The 21,245-nt window shown below is 62.1% G+C and carries 20 protein-coding genes and 2 pseudogenes; 10 read left to right on the forward strand and 12 right to left on the reverse strand.

All coding sequences use genetic code 11. The features are described from left to right. From MPJ51_RS18485 to MPJ51_RS18495, 3 genes and pseudogenes are all read right to left on the reverse strand, one after another. A pseudogene (locus MPJ51_RS18485) lies at nt 1–377 on the reverse strand (oligoendopeptidase F); the annotation flags it as partial. 80 nt (nt 378–457) lie between these two features. Continuing rightward, the gene (locus tag MPJ51_RS18490) at nt 458–1,429 is read right to left on the reverse strand and encodes an alpha/beta hydrolase (protein ID WP_298389696.1); all 972 of its coding nucleotides are present in this window, start codon (nt 1,427–1,429) and stop codon (nt 458–460) included. Next, nucleotides 1,429–1,719 carry an SCP2 sterol-binding domain-containing protein gene (locus tag MPJ51_RS18495; protein ID WP_298389698.1) on the reverse strand — a complete coding sequence of 97 codons (291 nt, stop codon included), beginning with the start codon at nt 1,717–1,719 and terminating at the stop codon, nt 1,429–1,431. Before MPJ51_RS18495 ends, MPJ51_RS18490 begins: the two co-directional genes overlap by 1 nt. A 30-nt stretch (nt 1,720–1,749) precedes the next feature. Here MPJ51_RS18495 and MPJ51_RS18500 point away from each other — a divergent pair, with 30 nt between their 5' ends. The 5 genes from MPJ51_RS18500 (at nt 1,750) to MPJ51_RS18520 (ending at nt 6,768) form a co-directional block, all read left to right on the forward strand. Beyond that, nucleotides 1,750–2,358: a tetratricopeptide repeat protein gene (locus tag MPJ51_RS18500; protein WP_298389700.1), complete on the forward strand. Its 609-nt coding sequence runs from the start codon at nt 1,750–1,752 to the stop codon at nt 2,356–2,358. 21 nt (nt 2,359–2,379) lie between these two features. After that, the gene (locus MPJ51_RS18505) at nt 2,380–5,199 is read left to right on the forward strand and encodes a helicase-related protein (RefSeq protein WP_298389702.1); all 2,820 of its coding nucleotides are present in this window, start codon (nt 2,380–2,382) and stop codon (nt 5,197–5,199) included. A 6-nt stretch (nt 5,200–5,205) separates the two neighbouring features. Next, nucleotides 5,206–5,571, forward strand: a complete 366-nt coding sequence (locus MPJ51_RS18510; protein ID WP_298389704.1) for an RNA-binding S4 domain-containing protein — start codon at nt 5,206–5,208, stop codon at nt 5,569–5,571. Between the two features lie 66 nt (nt 5,572–5,637). Continuing rightward, nucleotides 5,638–5,976: a ferredoxin FdxA gene (gene fdxA / locus MPJ51_RS18515; RefSeq protein ID WP_298389706.1), complete on the forward strand. Its 339-nt coding sequence runs from the start codon at nt 5,638–5,640 to the stop codon at nt 5,974–5,976. Between the two features lie 282 nt (nt 5,977–6,258). Next, nucleotides 6,259–6,768: a CarD family transcriptional regulator gene (locus MPJ51_RS18520; RefSeq protein ID WP_298389708.1), complete on the forward strand. Its 510-nt coding sequence runs from the start codon at nt 6,259–6,261 to the stop codon at nt 6,766–6,768. Nucleotides 6,769–6,929: 161 nt separating this feature from the next. Here MPJ51_RS18520 and MPJ51_RS18525 read toward each other — a convergent pair whose 3' ends face one another. Both MPJ51_RS18525 and cobS read right to left on the reverse strand, forming a co-directional pair. Beyond that, a complete protein-coding gene (locus MPJ51_RS18525) occupies nt 6,930–7,994 on the reverse strand; it encodes a DUF3500 domain-containing protein (RefSeq protein ID WP_298389710.1) in 1,065 nt (354 codons plus the stop codon). A 142-nt stretch (nt 7,995–8,136) separates the two neighbouring features. Next, the gene (cobS, locus tag MPJ51_RS18530; RefSeq protein ID WP_298389712.1) at nt 8,137–8,901 is read right to left on the reverse strand and encodes an adenosylcobinamide-GDP ribazoletransferase; all 765 of its coding nucleotides are present in this window, start codon (nt 8,899–8,901) and stop codon (nt 8,137–8,139) included. A gap of 79 nt (nt 8,902–8,980) precedes the next feature. Here cobS and cobT point away from each other — a divergent pair, with 79 nt between their 5' ends. After that, entirely contained in the window at nt 8,981–9,991 is a 1,011-nt protein-coding gene (gene cobT, locus MPJ51_RS18535) for a nicotinate-nucleotide--dimethylbenzimidazole phosphoribosyltransferase (protein ID WP_298389713.1), read from the forward strand. Nucleotides 9,992–10,072: 81 nt separating this feature from the next. Here the strand turns inward: cobT and MPJ51_RS18540 are convergent, their stop codons facing one another. After that, entirely contained in the window at nt 10,073–11,956 is a 1,884-nt protein-coding gene (locus MPJ51_RS18540; RefSeq protein ID WP_298389715.1) for a cation:proton antiporter, read from the reverse strand. Between the two features lie 11 nt (nt 11,957–11,967). Next, nucleotides 11,968–12,423 (reverse strand): Lrp/AsnC family transcriptional regulator, encoded by a 456-nt coding sequence (locus tag MPJ51_RS18545; RefSeq protein ID WP_298389718.1) that lies wholly within the window; start codon nt 12,421–12,423, stop codon nt 11,968–11,970. 148 nt (nt 12,424–12,571) lie between these two features. Here MPJ51_RS18545 and hppD point away from each other — a divergent pair, with 148 nt between their 5' ends. Beyond that, entirely contained in the window at nt 12,572–13,669 is a 1,098-nt protein-coding gene (gene hppD, locus MPJ51_RS18550) for a 4-hydroxyphenylpyruvate dioxygenase (protein ID WP_298389720.1), read from the forward strand. Here hppD and MPJ51_RS18555 read toward each other — a convergent pair. Further along, the gene (locus MPJ51_RS18555; RefSeq protein ID WP_298389722.1) at nt 13,666–14,292 is read right to left on the reverse strand and encodes a class I SAM-dependent methyltransferase; all 627 of its coding nucleotides are present in this window, start codon (nt 14,290–14,292) and stop codon (nt 13,666–13,668) included. The genes hppD and MPJ51_RS18555 overlap by 4 nt on opposite strands. Next, nucleotides 14,285–16,129, reverse strand: coding sequence for a hypothetical protein (locus tag MPJ51_RS18560; RefSeq protein ID WP_298389724.1), 1,845 nt, complete (start codon nt 16,127–16,129; stop codon nt 14,285–14,287). Before MPJ51_RS18560 ends, MPJ51_RS18555 begins: the two co-directional genes overlap by 8 nt. 163 nt (nt 16,130–16,292) lie before the next feature. Here MPJ51_RS18560 and MPJ51_RS18565 point away from each other — a divergent pair, with 163 nt between their 5' ends. After that, entirely contained in the window at nt 16,293–16,985 is a 693-nt protein-coding gene (locus MPJ51_RS18565) for an SIMPL domain-containing protein (protein WP_298389726.1), read from the forward strand. Here the strand turns inward: MPJ51_RS18565 and MPJ51_RS18570 are convergent. The 3 genes from MPJ51_RS18570 to MPJ51_RS18580 form a co-directional block, all read right to left on the reverse strand. Then, a complete protein-coding gene (locus MPJ51_RS18570) occupies nt 16,982–17,689 on the reverse strand; it encodes a GNAT family protein (RefSeq protein WP_298389728.1) in 708 nt (235 codons plus the stop codon). The genes MPJ51_RS18565 and MPJ51_RS18570 overlap by 4 nt on opposite strands. Before the next feature lie 3 nt (nt 17,690–17,692). Continuing rightward, a complete protein-coding gene (locus tag MPJ51_RS18575; protein WP_298389730.1) occupies nt 17,693–18,985 on the reverse strand; it encodes an O-acetylhomoserine aminocarboxypropyltransferase/cysteine synthase family protein in 1,293 nt (430 codons plus the stop codon). A gap of 72 nt (nt 18,986–19,057) precedes the next feature. After that, entirely contained in the window at nt 19,058–20,053 is a 996-nt protein-coding gene (locus MPJ51_RS18580) for a hypothetical protein (protein WP_298389732.1), read from the reverse strand. Between the two features lie 172 nt (nt 20,054–20,225). Between MPJ51_RS18580 and MPJ51_RS18585 the strand changes: the two genes are divergently transcribed. Together MPJ51_RS18585 and MPJ51_RS18590 are read left to right on the forward strand one after the other, a co-directional pair. Continuing rightward, a complete protein-coding gene (locus MPJ51_RS18585; protein WP_298389734.1) occupies nt 20,226–20,858 on the forward strand; it encodes a cupin domain-containing protein in 633 nt (210 codons plus the stop codon). Nucleotides 20,859–21,018: 160 nt separating this feature from the next. Next, a pseudogene (locus MPJ51_RS18590) lies at nt 21,019–21,245 on the forward strand (dihydropyrimidine dehydrogenase); the annotation flags it as partial.

A 21,245-nucleotide genomic window follows, 5' to 3' on the forward strand; every position in this document is an offset into this window, starting at 1 on the left:
GTGAAGAACACCAGCGGGGTGGTGAAAACGGTGATCTTTTCCTGCATGTCCGACAGGAATTTCGCCCGCTCCGCATCGGTGGTCAGCTGGTAATAGCGCAACCCGGCAAAGGACATGATCCGTCCCGCGATGGCGTTGATCTTTTCATTGCGCTCAACGCAGCTTAGCAGCGCTGCGGCGTCCAACTCGGCCAGCTTGCCCTCGTAATCGGCGGCAAAGGCGGCACATTCGCCTTCCAGCCAGTCCAGATCGCGGGACAGTTCCGGTGCGTCCTCCGAGGTATAGAGGTCGGTCAGATCCCATTCCGGCAGATCACCCAGATTGTCGGCACCGCCGCCTGCATTTGCGTCACGGACGGGAAAGGGAAGGTCGCGCATGGAACACCTCTGATAAAACTGTTTGATCAGACATCTAGGCGCGCGACCGCCGGATCACAAGCGCCCCGTGTCTCCGCAGTTCACACCGCGGGCGCGCAGGGGCGGTCCTGATGGGCGGCCATGAAATGCGCCGCCAACTGATCGAAGACGGGGCCGCGCACCTCGGGGGCCTCCATCATCACCTCATGCTCGCCATCGGGGATTTCGACCAGCGTTCCGCGCGGCCAGTTGGCCATCCGCGCCCGGATCGCCTTGCGGTCGACGATCTGCTCGTGGCTGCCCAGAAAGGTCAGGCAGGGCAGATCGGGGGCAGGGTGGTCCATCAGCCAGGCGCATTCATCCAGCGCCTCGCGCAGCCAGATGGTGGAAGGCGCCCCCAGCGCCAGTTCGGGATGCGCCGCCAGTTGATCCTGCATCAGCCGGTACATGGACGGGTCGCGGGTCAGCACGTTGCCCTCGAACGGCTGCGCGGTGACATAACTTTCCAGCGAGGTGGTCGGCGGGGTCTTTTCGCCCAAGCCCACCCGAGGGCCCCAATAGGCGGTCAAACGGCTGAGCGGTTTCATGAACGGGGTGAAGAAAATACCCCACATCGGGCCGGTAAAGGCGCAGGCAGCAAAGCATTTCTGTTCCACCGCGGCGCGGAACCCGATGGCACCGCCCATGGAGTGGCCGATGACGAACCATGGTTTCGGCAGGTCCAACTGCTCGGCCAGCTCCAGCGTGGCGCGCACATCAAATTGATAATCGGGGAACTGCTCGACATGACCGACGCGCGGATCATCCAGCAGCCGGTCGGCCAGCCCCTGTCCGCGCCAATCCACCGCCAGCGCCGCAAAGCCGCGCTGGACGAATTCGGCGGCGGCATCGCCGTATTTCTCGATATATTCGGTGCGCCCGGGGAACAGCATCACCGTTCCCTGCGCATCCCCCTGCGGCAGCCAGTGGCCCACGCGAATGCGCTTGCCATCCTGGGTTTGCAGCCAATGGGCCATTCCACCGGCAGGTCCGCCGGCCACGTCTTCAAAGAAAGGGGCCGGCGAGAACTCCATCAGGCCAGCACCGAGGCAAGCTTCATCGCGATACCCATATCGCCATCGACGCTCAGCTTGCCGGACATGAACGCGCCGGTCGGGTTCATCTCACCGCTGAGAATCTGTTCAAACGTGTCGGCATCGGCGCTTAGGGTCACATCGGCCTCTTCATCGCTGACACGGGCGCCGTCGGCGTCCAGAATGATCGCACCCAGATCGGCGATGGCGAACTTGGCCGAGGCGTCAAAAGCACCGCCCGCCAGTTTGTCGTTCAGCGCGGCGGCAGCCTTTTCAAGAATCTCGCTCATGGTCTTCCTCATTTTGTTTGTGCGCCGTGAATGGACATCCCCGGTCGCAACGCTACACTGAACATTGTTATGGGCATTGCAATCAACAATCTCAAAGGTACCGTGGCGGCACTTGCCGTTCTAGTCACGTTTTCCACCAGTTGTCTGGCGCAACAGGCCGATTCCCGGGACGAGGGTGAGTTGCTGCGCCAACTGGCCGACGCGACCCCGGAACAGGCCATCGGGCTGGACCGGCAGTTGCAGGCGTTGTGGTCGCAATCGGGTTCGGCCTCGGCCGATCTGTTGCTGGAACGCGGGCGCGAGGCGCTGGATGACGGCGATATTATGGCCGCCCTCGACCATCTGACCGCACTGACCGATCACGCGCCGGATTTCGCCGAAGGCTGGCACGTCCGCGCCTCGGCCTTTTTCGGGATGGAGCGGTTCGGTATGGCCGCAGCCGATCTGGAATACGCCCTGACCCTGAACCCCAATCACTATGAGGCGCTGTATGGCCTCGGCCTGATCTTCGAGGTGATCGACAAGCCCGAACAGGCCTACAAAGCCTATTCCCGCGCGCTGGCTATACATCCCTATCACGAAGAAGTAACCAATGCCGTGAATCGACTGAAGCCTCTGGTCGAAGGCTCAGAGCTGTAAGAACCAGGGCAGGGGGCAAAGGTGAGCGGGTCATCCCGAGTAGTGGCCGTTCTCGGCCCGACCAACACAGGTAAAACCCATTACGCGATCGAGCGTATGCTGGGGCACCGCACCGGTGTCATCGGCCTGCCGCTGCGGCTGCTGGCGCGCGAGGTTTATGACAAGATCGTCGCGATCCGGGGGCCATCCGTAGTGGCGCTGGTGACGGGCGAGGAGCGCATCGTGCCACCGCGCACGCAATACTGGGTCTGCACGGTCGAGGCGATGCCCGAGGGCATGGGCGCCGATTTCGTCGCCATTGACGAAATCCAGCTTTGCGCCGATCCTGAACGCGGACATGTCTTTACCGACCGCCTGCTGCGTTCACGCGGCACCAACGAGACGCTGTTTCTGGGTGCCGACACCATGCGCGGCCCCATCGCGGCGCTGGTGCCCGAGGCGCAGTTCGTCCGGCGCGAGCGCATGTCGCAGCTGGTTTATGCGGGCTCGAAAAAGATCAGCCGCATGCCCGCGCGCAGTGCCATCGTCGGCTTCTCGGTCGATAACGTTTATGCCATTGCCGAACTGCTGCGCCGCCAAAAGGGCGGGGCGGCGGTGGTGATGGGCGCGCTCAGCCCGCGCACGCGGAACGCGCAGGTGGACCTCTATCAGAATGGCGAGGTTGATTATCTGGTCGCCACCGATGCCATCGGCATGGGGCTGAATCTGGATGTGAACCATGTGGCGTTCTCATCTCTGACCAAATTCGATGGACGACGGATGCGCCTGCTGGCCCCGAACGAGCTGGCTCAGATCGCAGGCCGCGCCGGGCGTGGCATGTCCGACGGCACCTTTGGCGTGACCGGAGAGGCCCCGCCACTGGATGACGGCGTCGCACAGGCGATCATGGACAGCCGCTTTACGCCGATGAAAAAGCTGAACTGGCGGAATGCCGCCCTTAGGTTCGGCTCCATCGACGCGCTGATCGACTCATTGGAGGTCAGCCCAAATGACGAACATCTGACCAAGGCCCGCCCCGCCGACGATTTGAACGCGCTGAAATCACTGGCGCAAGTGACCGAGGTCGCGGCCCGTGCCAGTGACCCTCAATCCATCCGATTGCTGTGGGATGTCTGCCGAATCCCCGATTTTCGCGGCATCAGCCACGCCGAACATGCCAGCTTGCTTGAGGTGATCTACGGCCACCTGCACGAACGCAGCGCGCTTCCCGACGACTTCATGGCCCGGCAGATTCGCCGCATCGACCGCACCGATGGCGACATTGATGCGCTGTCCAAAAGGTTGGCATATATTCGCACCTGGACATATGTTGCGCAACGAAACGGCTGGGTGCGTGACGAATCACATTGGCGCGACGAAACCCGCGCTGTAGAAGACAGGGTGTCGGACGCATTACATGACCGACTGACGCAAAGATTTGTGGACCGGCGCACATCCGTATTGCTGCGCCGGCTCAAACAGAAGGAGGCCCTTTTGGCCGAAGTAAATGACAAGGGTGAAGTGACCGTCGAAGGCGAATTCGTCGGTCGTCTGGAAGGGTTCCGGTTCATTCCGGACAAAGCCGCGCAAGGGACCGAGGCGAAAGCTTTGAAATCGGCATCCCTGCAAGCACTCGCGCCGCAATTCCATCTGCGCGCCGACCGCTTCTACAATGCGCCCGATACCGAAATTGATTTTACCGATCAGGGTGGCCTGATGTGGGGCGAATATGCCGTCGGCAAGCTGGTTGCCGGGGCCGAGCCTCTGAAACCCGTGGTCGAGGTTTTCGTGGACGAGGCCGCAGGCCCGGACGTGGAACAGAAGGTCCAGCGCCGCCTGCAACACTTCATCGACCGCAAGGTGGCCGCGCTGTTCGAGCCGCTGCTGAACCTGTCGCGGGATGAGGAACTGACAGGTCTCGCCAAGGGCTTTGCCTTCCGCATGGTCGAGGCGCTGGGCGTGCTGCCCCGCGCGCAGGTCGCGCAAGAGGTCAAGGATCTGGATCAGGACGCCCGTGGCGCGCTACGCAAGCACGGCATCCGGTTCGGTCAGTTCACCATTTTCATGCCGCTGCTGTTGAAACCCGCACCCACGCGTCTGCGTCTGGTGCTGTGGGCGCTGTCCAGCGGCTTGCAGGAATTCCCCGAAGCGCCGCCTCCGGGCCTAGTCACCGTGCCGGTCGCCAAGGATGCGCCGCAGGGTTATGACACCATGTGCGGCTACCGTGATGCGGGCGAACGTTCGATCCGGATCGACATGCTGGAACGTCTGGCCGACATGTTGCGCGCCGAAGACAGCCGGGGCGGGTTCGAAGCCAAGCCCGACATGCTGTCGATCACCGGCATGACACTGGACCAGTTCGCCGACCTGATGCAGGGGCTGGGCTACAAGGCCGAACGCGGCGAGCGTGAAAAGGTCAAACCGACCCCGGTTGAGGCCACCGAACAGCCTGCGGCAGAAGCGGCTGAGCAACCAGCGGCCGAAGAAACCCCCGCGCCCCAAGGCGCAACGGATGAGGTCAGCGCCCCCGCCGAGGCGCCAGCCGAGGCCACCGAAAGCACCGAGGCGGCAGCCGAGGCTCCCGCCGCCGAAGCATCGGACGAGCCCGAGGTCGAGGTTTTCTACACCTTCACCTGGGGCCGTCAGCGCCAGCAGAACCGGGGTCCGCGCCGTGAGCAAGGGCAGGGCAAGGGCAAGCCGCGTGGCAAACCTCAGGACGGGCGCGGCAAGCCGCAGGGCAAGAAGGGCGGCAAGCCTCAGGGCGCGAAATCCTTCTCGTCGCGGCCTCCGAAAAAGGAAAAGGCCATTGATCCCGACAACCCGTTTGCCGCCGCGCTGATGGGTCTGAAGGACGGCAACTGATCCGTGATGGATCAGGCCAAGCTGCGGATCGACAAATGGTTGTGGCAGGCGCGGTTCTTCAAGACCCGCAGCCTGGCCGCCAAACAGGTCAGCGGCGGCCATGTGCGGCTGAATGGCAACCGGGTCCTGAAACCGGCGCAGGCCGTCGGACCCGGTGATGTCCTGACCTTCCCGCAGGGGCGGGTGGTTCGGGTGGTCCGCGTGGAACAACTGGGCGAGCGGCGCGGACCGGCCCCCGAGGCGCAAACATTGTACTCGGACCTGACCCCAAAACAGGACACGCCGCCCCGAAACCCGGGATTTGAGGGAAAAGGTCGTCCGACCAAGAAAGATCGGCGCGCACTTGATCTTTCTCGCACCCCGGAAAGCTGATCCTCCCTTGAAGACGGGACAATACTGGATTAGCTAGACGCCCAAAGCGTAAACGGGAATTCCACAATGACCTATGTCGTCACCGAAAACTGCATCGCCTGCAAATATACCGACTGTGTCGAGGTCTGCCCGGTGGACTGTTTCTACGAAGGCGAGAACACGCTGGTCATCCATCCCGACGAATGCATCGATTGCGGCGTGTGCGAGCCCGAATGCCCCGCCGACGCCATCCGCCCCGATACCGAACCGGGGATGGAGGACTGGGTCGAGTTCAACCGCAAATTTGCCGGACAATGGCCGGTGATCGTCACCAAGAAAGACCCGATGCCCGACGCTGAGGAACGCGATGGCGAAGAAGGCAAGATGGAGAAGTATTTCTCGGAAGCCCCGGGCGAAGGTGGCTGAGCGATTCGGCATCGAAATCGCGCCCGTTCAGGGTTGAAAGCCCATGCAAGCTGCTGATATCGCACTATTTCCCCCGCCTGTTGGCGGGGTGACCTTTTGGGTGTCGCAATTTTGTGATATACTCTGTACCTGAACAATGACAGAGACTGGGGTGCACTCCGTAAGTATGCTTGCTTTGGAGTTCTGATTTTATGACATGATGGCCCTGTGGCAGCGCCGGGGATGGCTCTGCCCAAGGTTCTTTTTGTCTGCATCACAGTTGGTAACCAAGGATGAATGTGAATGTCGAAGTCGAAAAAGCTTGAGTTCCGCCCGAACGATTATGTTGTCTACCCCGCCCATGGCGTGGGCCAGATCATTTCGATCGAGGAACAGGAAGTGGCGGGGTTTTCGCTCGAACTGTTCGTCATTTCCTTTGAAAAGGACAAGATGACCCTGCGGGTTCCGACCAACAAGGTCACCGAATCCGGCCTGCGCTCGCTCAGCTCGCCTGACGTAATCAGCCAGGCGATGAAGACGCTGAAAGGCAAGGCCAAGGTGAAGCGCGCCATGTGGTCGCGCCGGGCGCAGGAATATGAACAAAAGATCAACTCGGGCGACCTGATCTCGATCGCCGAGGTGGTCCGCGACCTGCACCGCACCGACGACCAGCGCGAACAAAGCTATTCCGAGCGCCAGCTGTATGAAGCCGCGCTGGAGCGTCTGACTCGCGAGGTTGCGGCCGTGTCCGGTGACGATGAAATCGCGGCGGCCAAGCAGGTGGATGAGGTTCTGACCTCACGCGCGGCCTGATCGCGTTTTGATCCTATAAAAAGGGCCGATCCGGTTCAGGGGCGGGCCTTTGCGACGAGCGGTCAAGAGCATGATGTCCTTGGCCGAGACAAGAGAAACACCCTCGCAGATGTCTGCGAGGGTGTTGTCGTTTCACAGAGCGTGTGGGTGCAACGAAGCACCTATCCACCGTACTCGTTTGCGAGATCCCGAAACATGGTATGCACATGGTTCGTCGGATCACCCCCGTCCGCGCCACCACGTTGGTCGAAGGCAAATTCGATCACGATATCAGGCCCTTGTATCCGGTAAGAGATATCGCTGCCGGGCTCGGTCGGCCCGCTCCAGGAAAACCACGTGTTGTCGAGCCCGTCCAGAAATCGCGACCGCGTTGCACGGGCATGCGAGGGGGGCATCATATCGATCCATTGCGCCGCCAATGCCAGCAGCAGCCCCGTTTGGGTGCCGTTGAGCGTCGCCCCGCTGAGCCCCTCAGGCTCTGGCACCACCCCGTCATTGCCGGGGCCTGTCACGATCTTACCGCGTGTCTCACTTACAACCGCTTTTGCGCGCTGTTCGGCGCTGAGGCTGGCAAGGAACTGGTGGGCCAGATCAACCTCGCCCTCCATGGGGCTCAGGTCCTCATCCGCGACGGTGAAGTGCCGAGGGAAGATTCCGATGAAACTCGGGGACATGGAATAGCTGTTCCCGTCAAGCGTGACATTCAGCGCGACGTGATGGCCATCTAATTGCAAGGCCCATTCGGTCTCGGCTGACGGCTCTCCGAACAGAACCAGGCGAAACGCGCCGATGCCGACGCCCGTGTTGATTTCGCCGTCTATGATCGAACGCAAATCGTCGCCGAGCATGATTGCCTGAAGTTTTTCGAAGCCTTCAGCGGACAGGACCGAGCCAAGCAGCGTGCATAGCGTCTGCATCTGACCGTCATCAAGATCGCCCAGACGCAGCCCGCCCACATCGCCGCGCGCCGGTATGTTCGTCCATTGAGTGCGTTCAGCGCTGTCCAGCGCATGGTGCACCAGCCCGCGCTGATCCTCGTTCAATGCCGCCAGAAACGCCAAAGCGGCGTCAGCCTTCGCCGTGGGGTCCTGTTCTTCGCCGGGTGCTGTACAGCTTGCCAGCGCCGCTCCGGAGGCGGATGTGTAGCCGGTGTCATGGGCCAGGGCGACCGTAGTGATCGGGAGGCTCAGCGCGCTCACCAGCGCAAAGACGGAAAATCGTGTCACTTCAATCCTCATCTCTTCGAATGCTGCACTTTATATATCAGCCAGAGGATCTGAGACAGGGGTGAAACCAGCGACGAAGTTCCCCAGTATCGATCACGATCCGAACGCGGGACATTGCATCTGTTGCGGTGGCGCGTGTCCGCTAGATCAGCGCGGCCAGTGCCAGCAGAAAGGCGATTTCCGACAGCGATTGGGTCGCCCCCAGAATGTCGCCGGTTTGCCCGCCGATTTTGCGCTTGGCTAGCGTGGCGACACAGCACGCGGCAATCATGGCCCAGAACGCAGGCACCAAGGCTGAGGCCCCCAGCAGAACAAGGCTGAGGACCAGCGCCACCGCTAGGCCGGTGACAACGGCAAGGCCCTGTGGCGCGCCGACTGAATGGCTCAATCCCGACTTGCGGGCGTTGGGCAGCGCCCACATGAGCGGAGGCATCAGCGCACGGGAAAACAGGCAGGCGGCCAGAAGGCCGGTGAACATCCCCTCGTCGATCAGGGCCGCAACGGCGAATATCCGCAGCATTTGCGCAAGGAGCAGGGCCAACACGCCATAGGTGCCGATATGGCTGTCCTTCATGATCTCCAACCGCCGCTCGGGCGTGAAGCCGCCCCACAGACCGTCGAATGTATCGGCCAGCCCGTCTTCGTGCATGGCTCCTGTAGCAGCGATCAGAACGGCCACGACCAGCGTGGCAACCGCGAAATCCGGCAGGTCTGCGGCCCGCCCGATCCAACCGACCACACAGGCCATCACGCCAACGGAAAGCCCGGCCAACGGAAAGGCCCAGGCGGCGCGAGACTGGCGGGCGAATACTCCGTCCGGCAGGCGCGGGATCGGCAGGCGGGTCAGCAGGACTAGCGCCAGCGGTATATCCCACCATGAAAACGGGGCGGTGTCGTTTTTATGCACTCCCAGGCCTTTCCCGGTGTTGTTGCTGCGGCAACATTGGTTAAACACACAGGACCACTCTGATGCAACGAGGCTTTGAATGCTGCCCGAACTCAAAGATCTGAACAGTTTCCGCACCGCGCTGACCAGCGCCCCTGACACCGATCAGGCGGCCCGGCAGGCGGCGGAGGAGCGTAACGGCCAACTGACCAAACCCCCCGGCGCGCTGGGGCGGCTTGAGGATCTGGCGATCTGGTATGCGGGCTGGCGCGGGGATGCGCAGCCGCAGATCAACGCGCCTCAGGTCATCGTGTTTGCGGGCAATCACGGGGTGACGTCGCAGGGCGTGTCGGCTTTCCCGCCCGAGGTCACCGTGCAGATGGTGATGAATTTCGAACATGGCGGCGCGGCGATCAATCAACTGGCCAAGGCGGCAGGCGCGAAAATGGATGTGCATGCGCTGGATCTTGACAATCCCACCGCCGATTTCACCCAAGGCCCGGCGATGAGTGAGGATGAGCTGCTAACCGCCCTGCGCACCGGCTGGAACGCGGTAGACCCAGCGGCCGATCTGCTGGTGGTCGGAGAGATGGGGATCGGCAACACCACCCCCGCCGCCGCCATCGCCTGCGCCCTGTTCGGGGGCGAGGCCGCCGATTGGACCGGGCGCGGCACCGGGGTCGATGATGCCGGGCTGGCCAACAAGACACGCGTTGTGGCCGAGGGCGTGGCCCTGCACGGTTCAGGCGATGGGGTGGATATCCTGCGCTGTTTGGGCGGGCGTGAGATCGCAGCCATGGCCGGGGCCATCGCAGCAGCCCGCGTGCTGCGCATCCCGGTTATTCTCGACGGGTTCATCTGTACCGCCGCCGCCGCTTGTTTGGCAAATGTGTCGGGCGGCGCGCTGGATCACACGGTGGCCGGTCACCAAAGCGCCGAGGGTGCCCATGCCGCTATGCTGGCGAAACTGGGCAAGGACCCGCTGCTGAGCCTCGGCCTGCGGCTGGGCGAAGGCTCGGGCGGGGCTTTGGCGATCAATATCCTGAAAAGCGCCGTAGCCTGCCATTCCGGCATGGCCACCTTTGCCGAAGCAGGTGTATCGGACAGCTGACACCACAGGCGGGGGCGCTGCCCCCGTCGCAGCGGGCTGCGACTCCCCCGGGATATTTATGGCCAGATGAAGCAGGCGGGATCAGGCTGATTTCTTTGCGTGTTCTTCGGCCAGTTCCAGCAGGGCGGTTTCCAGATCTTTCTCCAGCTCTTGCGCGCGCTCAATGTATTTCTTGTTCTCAGCCGTGGGCATGCCGGGTATCCACAGCTCGGCCAGTTCGCGCACGGACCCGCGATCGTGGTGGTAGAATGTCTGCTCGGCCTGCGCGGCCTCGTACTCGCTGAGGCCGATATTTTCCAGCACATAGCGCCCGGCGCGTAGCGAGCCGTCGAACATCTCGCGCACGATGTCATTGGCCCCTGCCTGATACAGTTCGTACACATGGGTGCGGTCCCGGGCGCGGGCGATGATATGCAGATCGGGCCGCTGCCGCCGGGCATAGCCGACCAGCCGCGTGACCTGTTTGTAATCATCCATCGCTGCGACCAGAACCGAAGCCTTTTCCAGCCCGGCGGCGCGCAATAGCTCGGGCCGTGTGGGATCACCCAGAAAGCCCTTGACCCCAAAGCGGCGCATCAGCTGGATGGTTTCGATATCATGATCCAGCACGATGGTTTTAAAGCCGCTGGCCTGCACCAGCCGGTTGACGATCTGACCGAAGCGCCCAATGCCTGCGATGATGACCGGGCCTTTTTCGTCAATCTCATCCGGTTCGATCTTGGGACCGCTGTCGCCGATCCGGCGGCTGAGCAGGTCGTAGAGGATGAACAGCAGCGGCGTGATCAGCATGGTCAGTGCGATGATCATCAGCAGCTTTTGCGACAGGTCCGGCGGGATGACGTTCTGTTGCGTGGAAAAGGCCAGCAGGACAAAGCCGAACTCACCCGCCTGTGCCAGCCCCAGCGTGAACAGCCAGTGGTCGCGACCGCGCAGTTTGAAGGCGCGCCCGACGATGAACAGGATGACGCCCTTGGCCAGAATGACCAGCAGCGCCAGCCCGATCAGGTCGAACGGATCGGCGAAGAAATAGCCGACATCGATACCGGCACCGACAGTGATAAAGAACAGCCCCAGCAGCAGCCCTTTGAAGGGTTCAAGATCGCTTTCCATCTCGTGCCGGAATTCCGAGCTGGCCAACACCACACCCGCCAGAAACGCCCCCAGCGCGGGCGAGAGGCCAACCAATGTCATCAGGAACGAGATCCCGACCACGATCATCAGCGCCAGCGCCGTATACATCTCGCGCAGGTTGGTGGAGTGGATGAAGCGGAACAGGGGCCGGGTCAGGTAGACGCCCGCCAGGATCACAAAGGCCACCACCCCGATGGTGACCAGCGTGACGGCCCAGCCCGGCAGCCCATCGACCAGCGACAGCGCGTGATGCGCGTCAACGCCGTGGCCCGCATCCGTTCCCCGGTCAATCGACCCGTCACTGTTGAGATGCGCCGTGGCGGGCAGAGCCAGCAGCGGCAGCAAGGCCAGAATCGGAATCACCGCAATGTCCTGCGTCAGCAGCACCGAGAAGGTCGCGCGCCCTCCGTTCGTTTGCATCAGCCCCTTCTCGGACAGGGTCTGTAATACGATAGCGGTCGAGGACAGCGACAGCGTCAGCCCAACCGCCAGCCCGACCGACCAGGGCTGGCCTGTATAGATGGCCACCGCCGCGATGGCCGCCGTGGACAGGCCCACCTGCAACCCGCCCAGCCCCAGCAGCTTGTCGCGCATGTCCCACAGGGCACGCGGCTCCAGCTCCAGCCCGATCAGGAACAGCATCATGACGACGCCGAACTCGGCCACATGCTGCAGGTTTTCCGTCTCGGCCCCGACCAGGCCAAGGATCGGCCCGATGGCGATACCGGCCGCCAGATAGCCCAGCACCGACCCCAGCCCCAGACGTGCCGACAAGGGCACCGCGATCACTGCCGCCGCCAGATAGATTGAGGCCTGGTAGAGGAATTCGTTCATTTCTGTCCTTCCTAGGTCGGCAGAGGCGCATCGCGCTTCAACTGATCCATCACGATCTGGCTTTGCACCCGCGCAACCGCAGGATGCGGCAGGATCACCTGATGAATCAAGGCGTTCAGGGCGGGCAGGTCGTCACAATAGACATGCAGCAGATAATCCGCCTCACCCGTCATGGTCCAGGCGCTGCTGATCTCGGGGCGGGTGTTGACCATGCGGGCAAAACCGGCGGATTGATCGGGCCCATGGGTGCCCAGATGCACCTGAATGAAGCCCTGTACCTGCAGCCCCAGCTTCAGCGGGTCCAGCCGGGCGGTGTAGCCGGTGATATAACCCTCGGCCTCAAGCCGCTGACGTCGACGCCCGGCCTGGCTGGCCGACAGGTTCAGCATCTCGCCCAACTGATGCGCTGTCAGATGTGCATCCTTTTGCAAGGCAGACAGCAGGCGCGTGTCGGTCGCATCCAGCATATGCGGGGAATCCTCTGATTTACCTCAACAGGTGCGAGATTTACGCATCCCATGACAGTTTACAGTAAAACAATGCGCGGAAACAGCGCGAATGAAGGCATATTTTTGAATCAGCAAAGAATTTCCGATTGTCCGAAGGAGACGCGCCATGGGTCCTTTCCCGCATAATGCACCGAAATCCGTCATCAGTGCCGAAAACCCCGCCGGGACCGACGGGTTCGAATTCGTCGAATTCGCCCATCCCGACCCGCAGGAACTGCGCGACCTGTTCGCAAAGATGGGTTTCGATCTGGTTGCCCGCCACAAGGACAAGCCCGCCGTTGAGCTGTGGCAGCAGGGCGATGTGACCTACATCCTGAACGCCGACCCGGACAGTTTTGCCGCCAGGTTCGTCGAAGACCACGGCCCCTGCGCCCCGTCCATGGCCTGGCGTGTGGTGGATGCGCAAAAGGCCTTTGCGCATGCCGTCTCGCAAGGGGCCGAGCCCTATGACGGTGCCGACAAGACCATGAACGTGCCCGCGATTAAGGGGATCGGCGGCTCGCTGCTGTATTTCATCGACCAATATTACGACACCTCGCCCTATAACGAGGAATTCGACTGGCTGACGCAATCCAAGCCGCGTGGCGACGGGTTCTTCTACCTCGATCACCTGACCCACAACGTGTTCAAGGGCAACATGGACAAGTGGTTCAAGTTCTATGGCGACCTGTTCAACTTCAGGGAAATCCGGTTCTTTGACATTCAGGGCAAATACACCGGCCTGTTCAGCCGCGCGCTGACCTCGCCCTGTGGCCGTATCCGCATCCCGCTGAACGAGGATCGGGGCGAGACCGGGCAGATCGTGTCTTACCTGAAGAAATATAACGGCGAAGGCATTCAGCACATCGCCGTCGGTTCGGAAGACATTTACGCCAGCACCGATGCCATTGCCGAAAAGGGTCTGAAATTCATGCCCGGCCCGAATGAGGCCTACTATGACATGTCCTATGACCGGGTTGTTGGCCATGACGAACCCAAGCACCGGATGATGAAACACGGCATCCTGATTGATGGCGAAGGCGTCATCGACGGGGGAGAGACCAAGATCCTGCTGCAGATTTTCTCGAAAACCGTGATCGGCCCGATCTTTTTCGAGTTCATCCAGCGCAAGGGCGATGATGGCTTTGGTGAGGGCAACTTCAAGGCCCTGTTCGAATCCATCGAACGGGAGCAGATCGAGACGGGCGAAATCGCTGGCGCCTAGCCTTCGAGTCCATCAGTGCGTGCAAAGATGGCCCAGGTCCAGGTGACTCCGGCGCGCCGGTTGCCGTCCTGAATGGACGCACGGCGGCACAGATGTGCCTTTTGCAGGCCCGTCTGTTCCGCCGTTTTAATGATGTCTTCCACACAAATGGCAAATCCTGCGCGGTCGGGAGGGCAGGGACCGTGGCGCAAGGACAGGATCACCTTGCCGCCGGGCCTCAGCAGTTGCGATATCGTCTTGATTGCTTCGGTCTGATCGGGTGGCGTCAGGTGATGCAGGACCCCGATTGCCAGCACGGCATCGAACCACTTTTGGGTGATCGTTGCCAACCGGGGCAGGTGGTCGTCTTGCCATTGGATGCCCGGCGTGTCGTGACCTGCTGCGCGAAAAGCGGCCACAGGCTCAACTGCGGTGACCCTGCAGCCCCGTTCTGCCAGCCACGCGGCATTGATCCCCGGGCCAGCCCCGACATCCAGAACGCAGGCACCGGGTGCGGGCAGATGCGCGGCCGCCGGGGCCAGAACCGTTTCGGGAGATAAAGTCCTGTAGGTGGGAACAAGGTCGGGCGCGGCCTGTTCATAGCTCGCGATGATCTGCTGAATGTAGGAGGCCGGTTCAACCACGCGGCATTTTCAGGGTCACGTTCTTGCCGCGCTTTTGATAGCGCAGTTCGCTGTCGCCGATGGCGATTACATTGCCGCCGTCGATGCGGTCCCCGACTTTCAGCTTTTTGTAGCGGCCACTGGGCAGGCGCACCAATGCGCGGCGGTTGGCCGGGGTGCCGTAGACCCCGATCAGGTTCAGCTTGCGCAGGTTGATGGCGTTGTCGATGGTCGCCTGCCGCGCGACCGAGGCGGTGGTCGGGATCTTGGGGGCAACCGATTTGGGTTGGAACGATCCGGCCTCATCCTCGATCGTGGCCACTTTGGCCGCCGACCCCAGCGCGGCGGTGCCTGCGGTGGGTTTCTGCGCCGCACTGGCGACCAGACTTGCCGGGCGGAGTTTGGGGCGCGGCACGCGGACCACGGCCAGCGCGGTGGGGGTGTGATCGACAACCTCGACAACTGGACGATCCTCGATGGATTTCGGACGCAGTTTCGGGCGGATGGCCGCCAGTTCGTCGCGGGATCGTCCGCCCAGTTGGCTGCGTTCGAACAAATCGACCAGATTGGCCGGACGTGGTTTGGGGCGTCGACCGGCCAGTCGTGAGTTGACCTCTTCGACCTCAGCCTCGGGGCCGGGTTCGGCGCGGGCCGGGGTTTCGGGCGGGGTTTTCGGCGGCGGGCCGAGGAACACCAGAACGCCGCCGGGATTCGGCGTACCCTCGGGGCTGGGCGTGACCAGCCCGCGTGCGTCCAGATCAAAATCTTGCTCTGCCTGACCGGGCAAGGCGGCCAGCACGAAGGGCAAATCCGTGTTCAGGCTTTCTGCCGTGGGCAGGGCCAGCGGGTCCTGCGACAGGTCTGAGCGGTCGATCGAGGCCAGATACAACTCGTCCTGCTCTGGACTGGCCGGGGGGGGCAAAGCCTCTGGTGGCACGGGCGCTGTGCCGGTGAAATCGCGGAACACGGTTTCCGGTTCCGGATCAGGGGCGATGTCTTCAACCTGTTCGGGTTCGACCTGCAATGCCTCCAGAATGGCGGCATCCGTTGGCGACAGGGTCTCTTCCTCTGCCGGGGGCTCTGTCGCGGGTTCGGGCAGGCTGGCGATCTGGGGTTCAGGGGCGTCCGCAACCACAGGCGCCTGGGTGGTGTCTTCCACCGGCAGGTCCGGCGTGGTGCGCATCAGGGACCAGGCCCCGGCTGCCATCCCAAGGATGACCGAGGCCGCAATGGCCGGAATCGCAAATCGCCTAAGATCGAATTCGGCGGGAGCGTCGGCTGCGTGGTCCGCATCATCCTGCGCGCGAAACGCTTCGGGATCGGGCTTATCCGCAATTGGATGGATCGGAACTGCCGGTTCTTCGGGCGCGGGGTCTGCGTCGGCCTCGACAGGCAGGCCGATGGCGGGGCCGGTCAGCGCATCACCGCCAATGGTGCTGAGGCTGAAGGTTTCGGGGATAAAGCCGTTATCGGTGGCAAAGTTCTGCGCCTCGTCCAGCGTCTGCCGGGCAACGGCGACAACCTGCACATCCGGGCCATCGGCCTGCGTGGCATAGGCCAGCTCGTCCAGCGGATAAGGCGTGGCCTCTTCCAGCGTGTCGCGTATCTTTTGGTCCAGCTCGTCGGCGCTTAGATCTTCTGCATCGACCTGCAGCAGCCGCACCTGATCGGGCGGAATGATCAGCGTGCAGCTCAAGTGGTTTTCCAGCGCGAATCCCTGCGCGCGCAGCGCCTCGATCCGCTCGGGCAGATCGGGGGCGTCCAGTGGCACGGTTCCGATGCAAAACCACTCGCCATCCGACTGGTGGTGCAAGGAAATCCCGTTTTCGGAGAAAGACAGCGCAAAGGCAGGTTTCATAATCCGCAGGAACCACAATTGTCAGTTACAATGCAAACACCTTGGTATTCGCCCGACGAGATTAGAGCAGGAACCCGCCGAGGGAAAGAAAAACGCAACCCGCCCCTTGCCGGGCACGGGTCTGTCATCCCATCTATAGGCCAAGTCAACAGGAGGGATCACCTTGAAGACACTTGCTTTTTTGGCCGCAATGATGGCGGCTGTCGCGACGATGCCCGCCCATGCGGAAGAACGTCGCATCACCGTCAGCGGCACCGGTACGGCGCTGGCTGTGCCGGATATGGCAACCCTGACGCTGGGGGTGACGAACCAGGATAAAGAGGCGTCAAACGCGATGCAGGCGACCTCGGACGCGGTGGCGCAAATCCTGACCCGATTGGATGAGATGGGGCTGGAATCACGGGATGTGCAGACCCGCGATCTGTCGCTGTCCCCGGTCTGGTCCAACAGCGGTATTTCAAGCGGGTCGCAGCGCGAGATCACCGGTTTCGTGGCCTCGAACCGGGTGTTCATCCGGGTGCGTGATCTGAATAATCTGGGGCAGATCATGGACGCGGTCATTCGCGACGGCGCCAATGATTTCGGCGGGTTGAGCTTTTCGGTTCAAGAGCCCAAGCCGCTGGAGGACAAGGCCCGCGCCGATGCGGTTGCCGATGCCCGCGACAAGGCGGAACAACTTGCGCAGGCCGCCGGGGTCACCTTGGGTCAGGTCGTTTCGATCAGCGATCAGGCCGGTGGTATCCGGCCCGTCGCCCAGATGTCGCGTTTGGCGCAGGCCGAATCCGGGGTCCCCGTGGCAGGGGGTGAGGTTTCGGTCGCCGTAAATGTCTCGATGGTGTTCGAGATCGAAGACTAAGATTTGGCGCGGGCTTGCAGTGATTGGCGTTGCTGGCCCGCACCGTCGAAATTGTCGGGCGTCAGCCAGGCTTCGAACGCGGCGCGGATGCGGGGCCATTCGCTGTCCAGGATCGAATACCACGCCGTATCCCGGTTGCGGCCCTTGTAGTGGGTGGCCTGCCGGAAGATGCCCTCAAACGTGAACCCCAATCGATCAGCTGCCCGGCGCGACGGCGCGTTCAGCGCGTCGCATTTCCATTCGTAGCGGCGATAGCCCAGCTCATCAAAGACGCGGCGCATCATCAGATACATCGCTTCGGTCGCAAGAGGCGTGCGCTGCAGAAGCGGTGAGAAATGGATGAATCCGACCTCGATCACCCCGGCCTCGGGTTGCATGCGCAGATAGGTTGCATGGCCGACCGGGTTCCCATCGCTGTCGAGAATGGTGTGAAACAGCGGGTCTTTGCTGTTCTGACACCGGGTCAGCCAGTGCTCGAATGCAGTTTCGGATGTGATCGGGTCGTCTGGCAGATAGGTCCAGTTGCGCCCGTCCTTGTCCTCGGCAAACGCCCGGAACAAACCGGGCGCGTGGTCCTTTGCATTCAGGGGGACGACCGAACAGAATCGCCCCTGCATCGGTGTCAGTGGCGGCATCGGGCGCGGGAAATCGCCCGAGACCGGCAGGCCGATGGGTTGGCCCAGATCGTTGATGTCGTGATCCATGCCTCAGGCGCTGGCCTTTGACAGGGCCTGATCCAGATCGGCGATCAGATCATCCGCATCCTCGATCCCGATGGAGACACGCACGACGCCCGGTCCGGCCCCTGCGGCCTCTTGCTGTTCCGGCGTCAGTTGCCGGTGCGTGGTCGAGGCCGAATGGATGATCAGCGAGCGCGCATCGCCCAGATTGGCCACATGGCTGAAAATCTCCAGCGCGTTGACCAGCTTGATGCAGGCGTCATAGCCGCCCTTGACCGCAAAGGTGAACAGCGCGCCCGCGCCCTTGGGGTAATGCGTCTTGACCCGGTCGTGATAGGGCGAGGAGGGCAGGCCCGCATAGGTCACGTAGTCGACGCGGTCATCGGTCTCCAACCACGCGGCGAGCTTCTGGGCGTTCTCGACGTGGCGTTCCATTCGCAGAGACAGGGTCTCGATCCCCATCAGTGTGTAATGTGCCGCCTGCGGGTTCATCGTCATGCCCAGATCGCGCAACCCGATAGCGATGCCGTGGAAGGTAAAGGCCAACGGGCCAAAGGTTTCGTGGAATTTCAGCCCGTGATAGGCCTGCTCCGGTTCGCTGAGCGAGGGGAACTTGTCATTCGCCGACCAGTCGAACTTGCCCGAATCCACGATGCAGCCGCCGGTGACGGTGCCGTTGCCGGTCAGGTATTTGGTGGTCGAATGCACCACCAGCGTTGCGCCATGTTCGATAGGGCGGCACAGGTAGGGCGTGGCCGAGGTGTTGTCGACGATCAGCGGGACACCCGCCGCGTCCGCCACATCCGCCAGTGACCGGATGTCGGTGACATAGCCGCCGGGGTTGGCGATGGATTCGCAGAACACCGCGCGGGTGTTGTCGTCGATGGCGGCCTTCACGGCCTCGACATCATCGGTATCGACGAATTTGGCGGACCAGCCAAAGCGTTTGATGGTCTGGCTGAACTGGGTGACCGTGCCCCCGTACAAACGGGTCGAGGCCACCACGTTGCAGCCCGGCCCCATCAGCGGGAACAACGCCATGATCTGCGCCGCGTGGCCCGAGGAACAGCAGACCGCGCCAACGCCGCCCTCAAGCGTTGCCACACGCTCCTGCAGCACGGCGACCGTTGGGTTGGTCAGGCGGGAATAGATAAAGCCCACCTCTTGCAGGTTGAACAGGGCGGCGGCGTGGTCGGCATCGCGAAAGACATAGGCCGTGGTCTGGTAGATCGGTGTCTGACGAGCCCCGGTGGCCGGGTCCGGGCGCGCCCCGGCGTGAATTTGCAGGGTATCGAAACCGTAGGTGGGTCCGTCTGACATTGCTTAAATCTCCTGTTGATACGTCCTTTTTTGAATGTCTAGGACATAGGCGGCGCGCACACAACGCTCGCGTTACCGCTGCCACAGACCCTTGGACTTGATCGCCTTGCGAATGACCTGTTCGCGGGCGGGCAGGTCGGACTGATCGAACATGGCGCGGATCTTGTGGCCCTTGCCCTGCAACACCAGCTTTTTAACGGGCTCATAGTTCCTGAGCACCTTCTTGATCTTGTTTGGCGCGGCGACGGTTTCCAGCACCTTGATCACATGATCGCTTTCGCGCGCATAAAGCAGTGGGAACAGGCGATAGTGGCAGCTGACCGACCCGTCCAGCAACCCGTCCGGCAGCACATCGCGCCCGCCGCCGAAGGAATGGATGACCAGCGGCAGCACCGCCTGATCCAGCCAGGGGTCCAGAACCTGCCCGGTCAGTTCCGGGATGTTCTCATCCCGGATGGTACGGGCGTAATCCAGAAAGCGTTCCCCGAACCGGCGGGGGCATTTGTAAAAGAAATAGCCCGCGTTGAAATACAGATAGCGCCGCCAGTAATCCTGCGGCTGGCTGCTGTCTTTCGAGCTTTCGAAATCCAGTCCGAACCGGTCATACATCGCCCGCCAGATGCCCTCATACCTCGGCCCGTAGAGGGTGGGTTTCGGCCATGTCCCTTCCACCTTTTGCGAGGCGCCAGGGCGGTCGAAATCGAACGGCACCTGTGCCAGATCGCCGGTGATCAGCGTGTCACTGTCGAAGAACACAAACGGCTCGCCCTCGGGCAGGGCCAGCAGCGCCTCGATCTTGTTGCCCTGCGGATAGCTGTCGCCAAAGACATGGGTGTCGAAGGGGATGATCTCGGCCCCCAGATGATCCAGCGCTTTCAGCAGGTCGGGGTTGTGAATGCTGGGGTCCTGCCGCCAGTGCGGCCCGGGCTGGGGTACAGCCACGATCAGACGTCCGGAAAACCCGGGCGAGGAATGGCGCAGCGAGGCGGCAAACAGCAACGCCTCATATTGCAGGCGGTTGTTCTGCCCGATGACGACAACGTTGAATTTCGGGGCACTGGCCTGCATCGGGTGACTTTCGGGTTTTGGCCGTTGTCCGGCGCTGCTCGGATTCTGTGCGGGCTACACTACGCAGGGCAGCGCGCTAAAACCAGATGGTAACGGGCGCGCCCTCGGCAAAATTTGAAACCGCGGGTTTTACGCCCATGTAATGGGCAGGTGGCAGGGCAGGAGGGTCCCCATGAAAGTCAACGCAGATTTCACAAAACGCGTCGCGGTGCATTTCGATCAGAACGAATGGGTCGCCTCGCCCGCAGCCGGGGTCGAGCGCAAGATGCTGGACCGCATCGGCGAGGAGGTGGCCCGCGCCACGACCATTGTCCGCTTTGCGCCCGGCAGCGCCTTTGCCGCGCATACCCATGACGGGGGCGAGGAATATCTGGTGCTGGATGGCGTGTTTCAGGATGAAACCGGCGATTTCCCGGTCGGCAGCTATGTGCGCAACCCGCCGACCTCATCCCACACCCCATCCGCTGCGGAAGGGGCGACCATTCTGGTCAAGCTGCACCAGTTCGACCCCGATGACCGGACCGAACTGCGCCGGTCGATCAACGGCAAGGATGACGTTCACCTGTTCCGGGATGCGCATGAAGAGGTGCGCGTGCTGAGCCTGACACCGGGCCAGACCGTGGAACTGGACGCGGAATCGGGGTTGGAGCTGTTCGTGATCGACGGATCCGTGCAAGAATCCGGCGAGGATTTCGCGACCTGGGATTGGCTGCGTTTGCCGCCGGGAACCCGCTCCAACGCCTCAGCCGGGGCGTCCGGAGCCCGTATTTGGGTGAAAAACGGCCATCTGGGCGGGATGATCTGAAAGCTCCATCCGCAAGAAAAACAGGTGATTACAACGGAAAACCGGGTTTAAACGCCCGGTTTTTGCATTTTTTGACCAAATAAAAAATTTTACCAATTGATAAAAAATCAGAATATGGCAAGCTGAGGCCATAACATTCATATCTACAGGGAGTAGAGTGATGGCACAGGGCCAGATTGCACCCGGCATCGTGTCCGGGCGGCTTTCCAGCGATGAGCTGACCTCGAATTTTACCGATCTGCATCCGCCTCTGGCCCCGCACGAGGCCGCCGTGGCCGCAGATCGCTGCTATTTCTGCTATGACGCGCCATGTGTGACGGCCTGTCCGACGGATATCGATATTCCGTTGTTCATGCGTCAGATACAGGCCGGTCAGCCACAGGCGGC

Origin of the sequence: Ruegeria sp. (assembly GCF_028066395.1) — a bacterium.
In the GTDB taxonomy this organism is placed as follows: Bacteria; Pseudomonadota; Alphaproteobacteria; order Rhodobacterales; family Rhodobacteraceae; genus Ruegeria.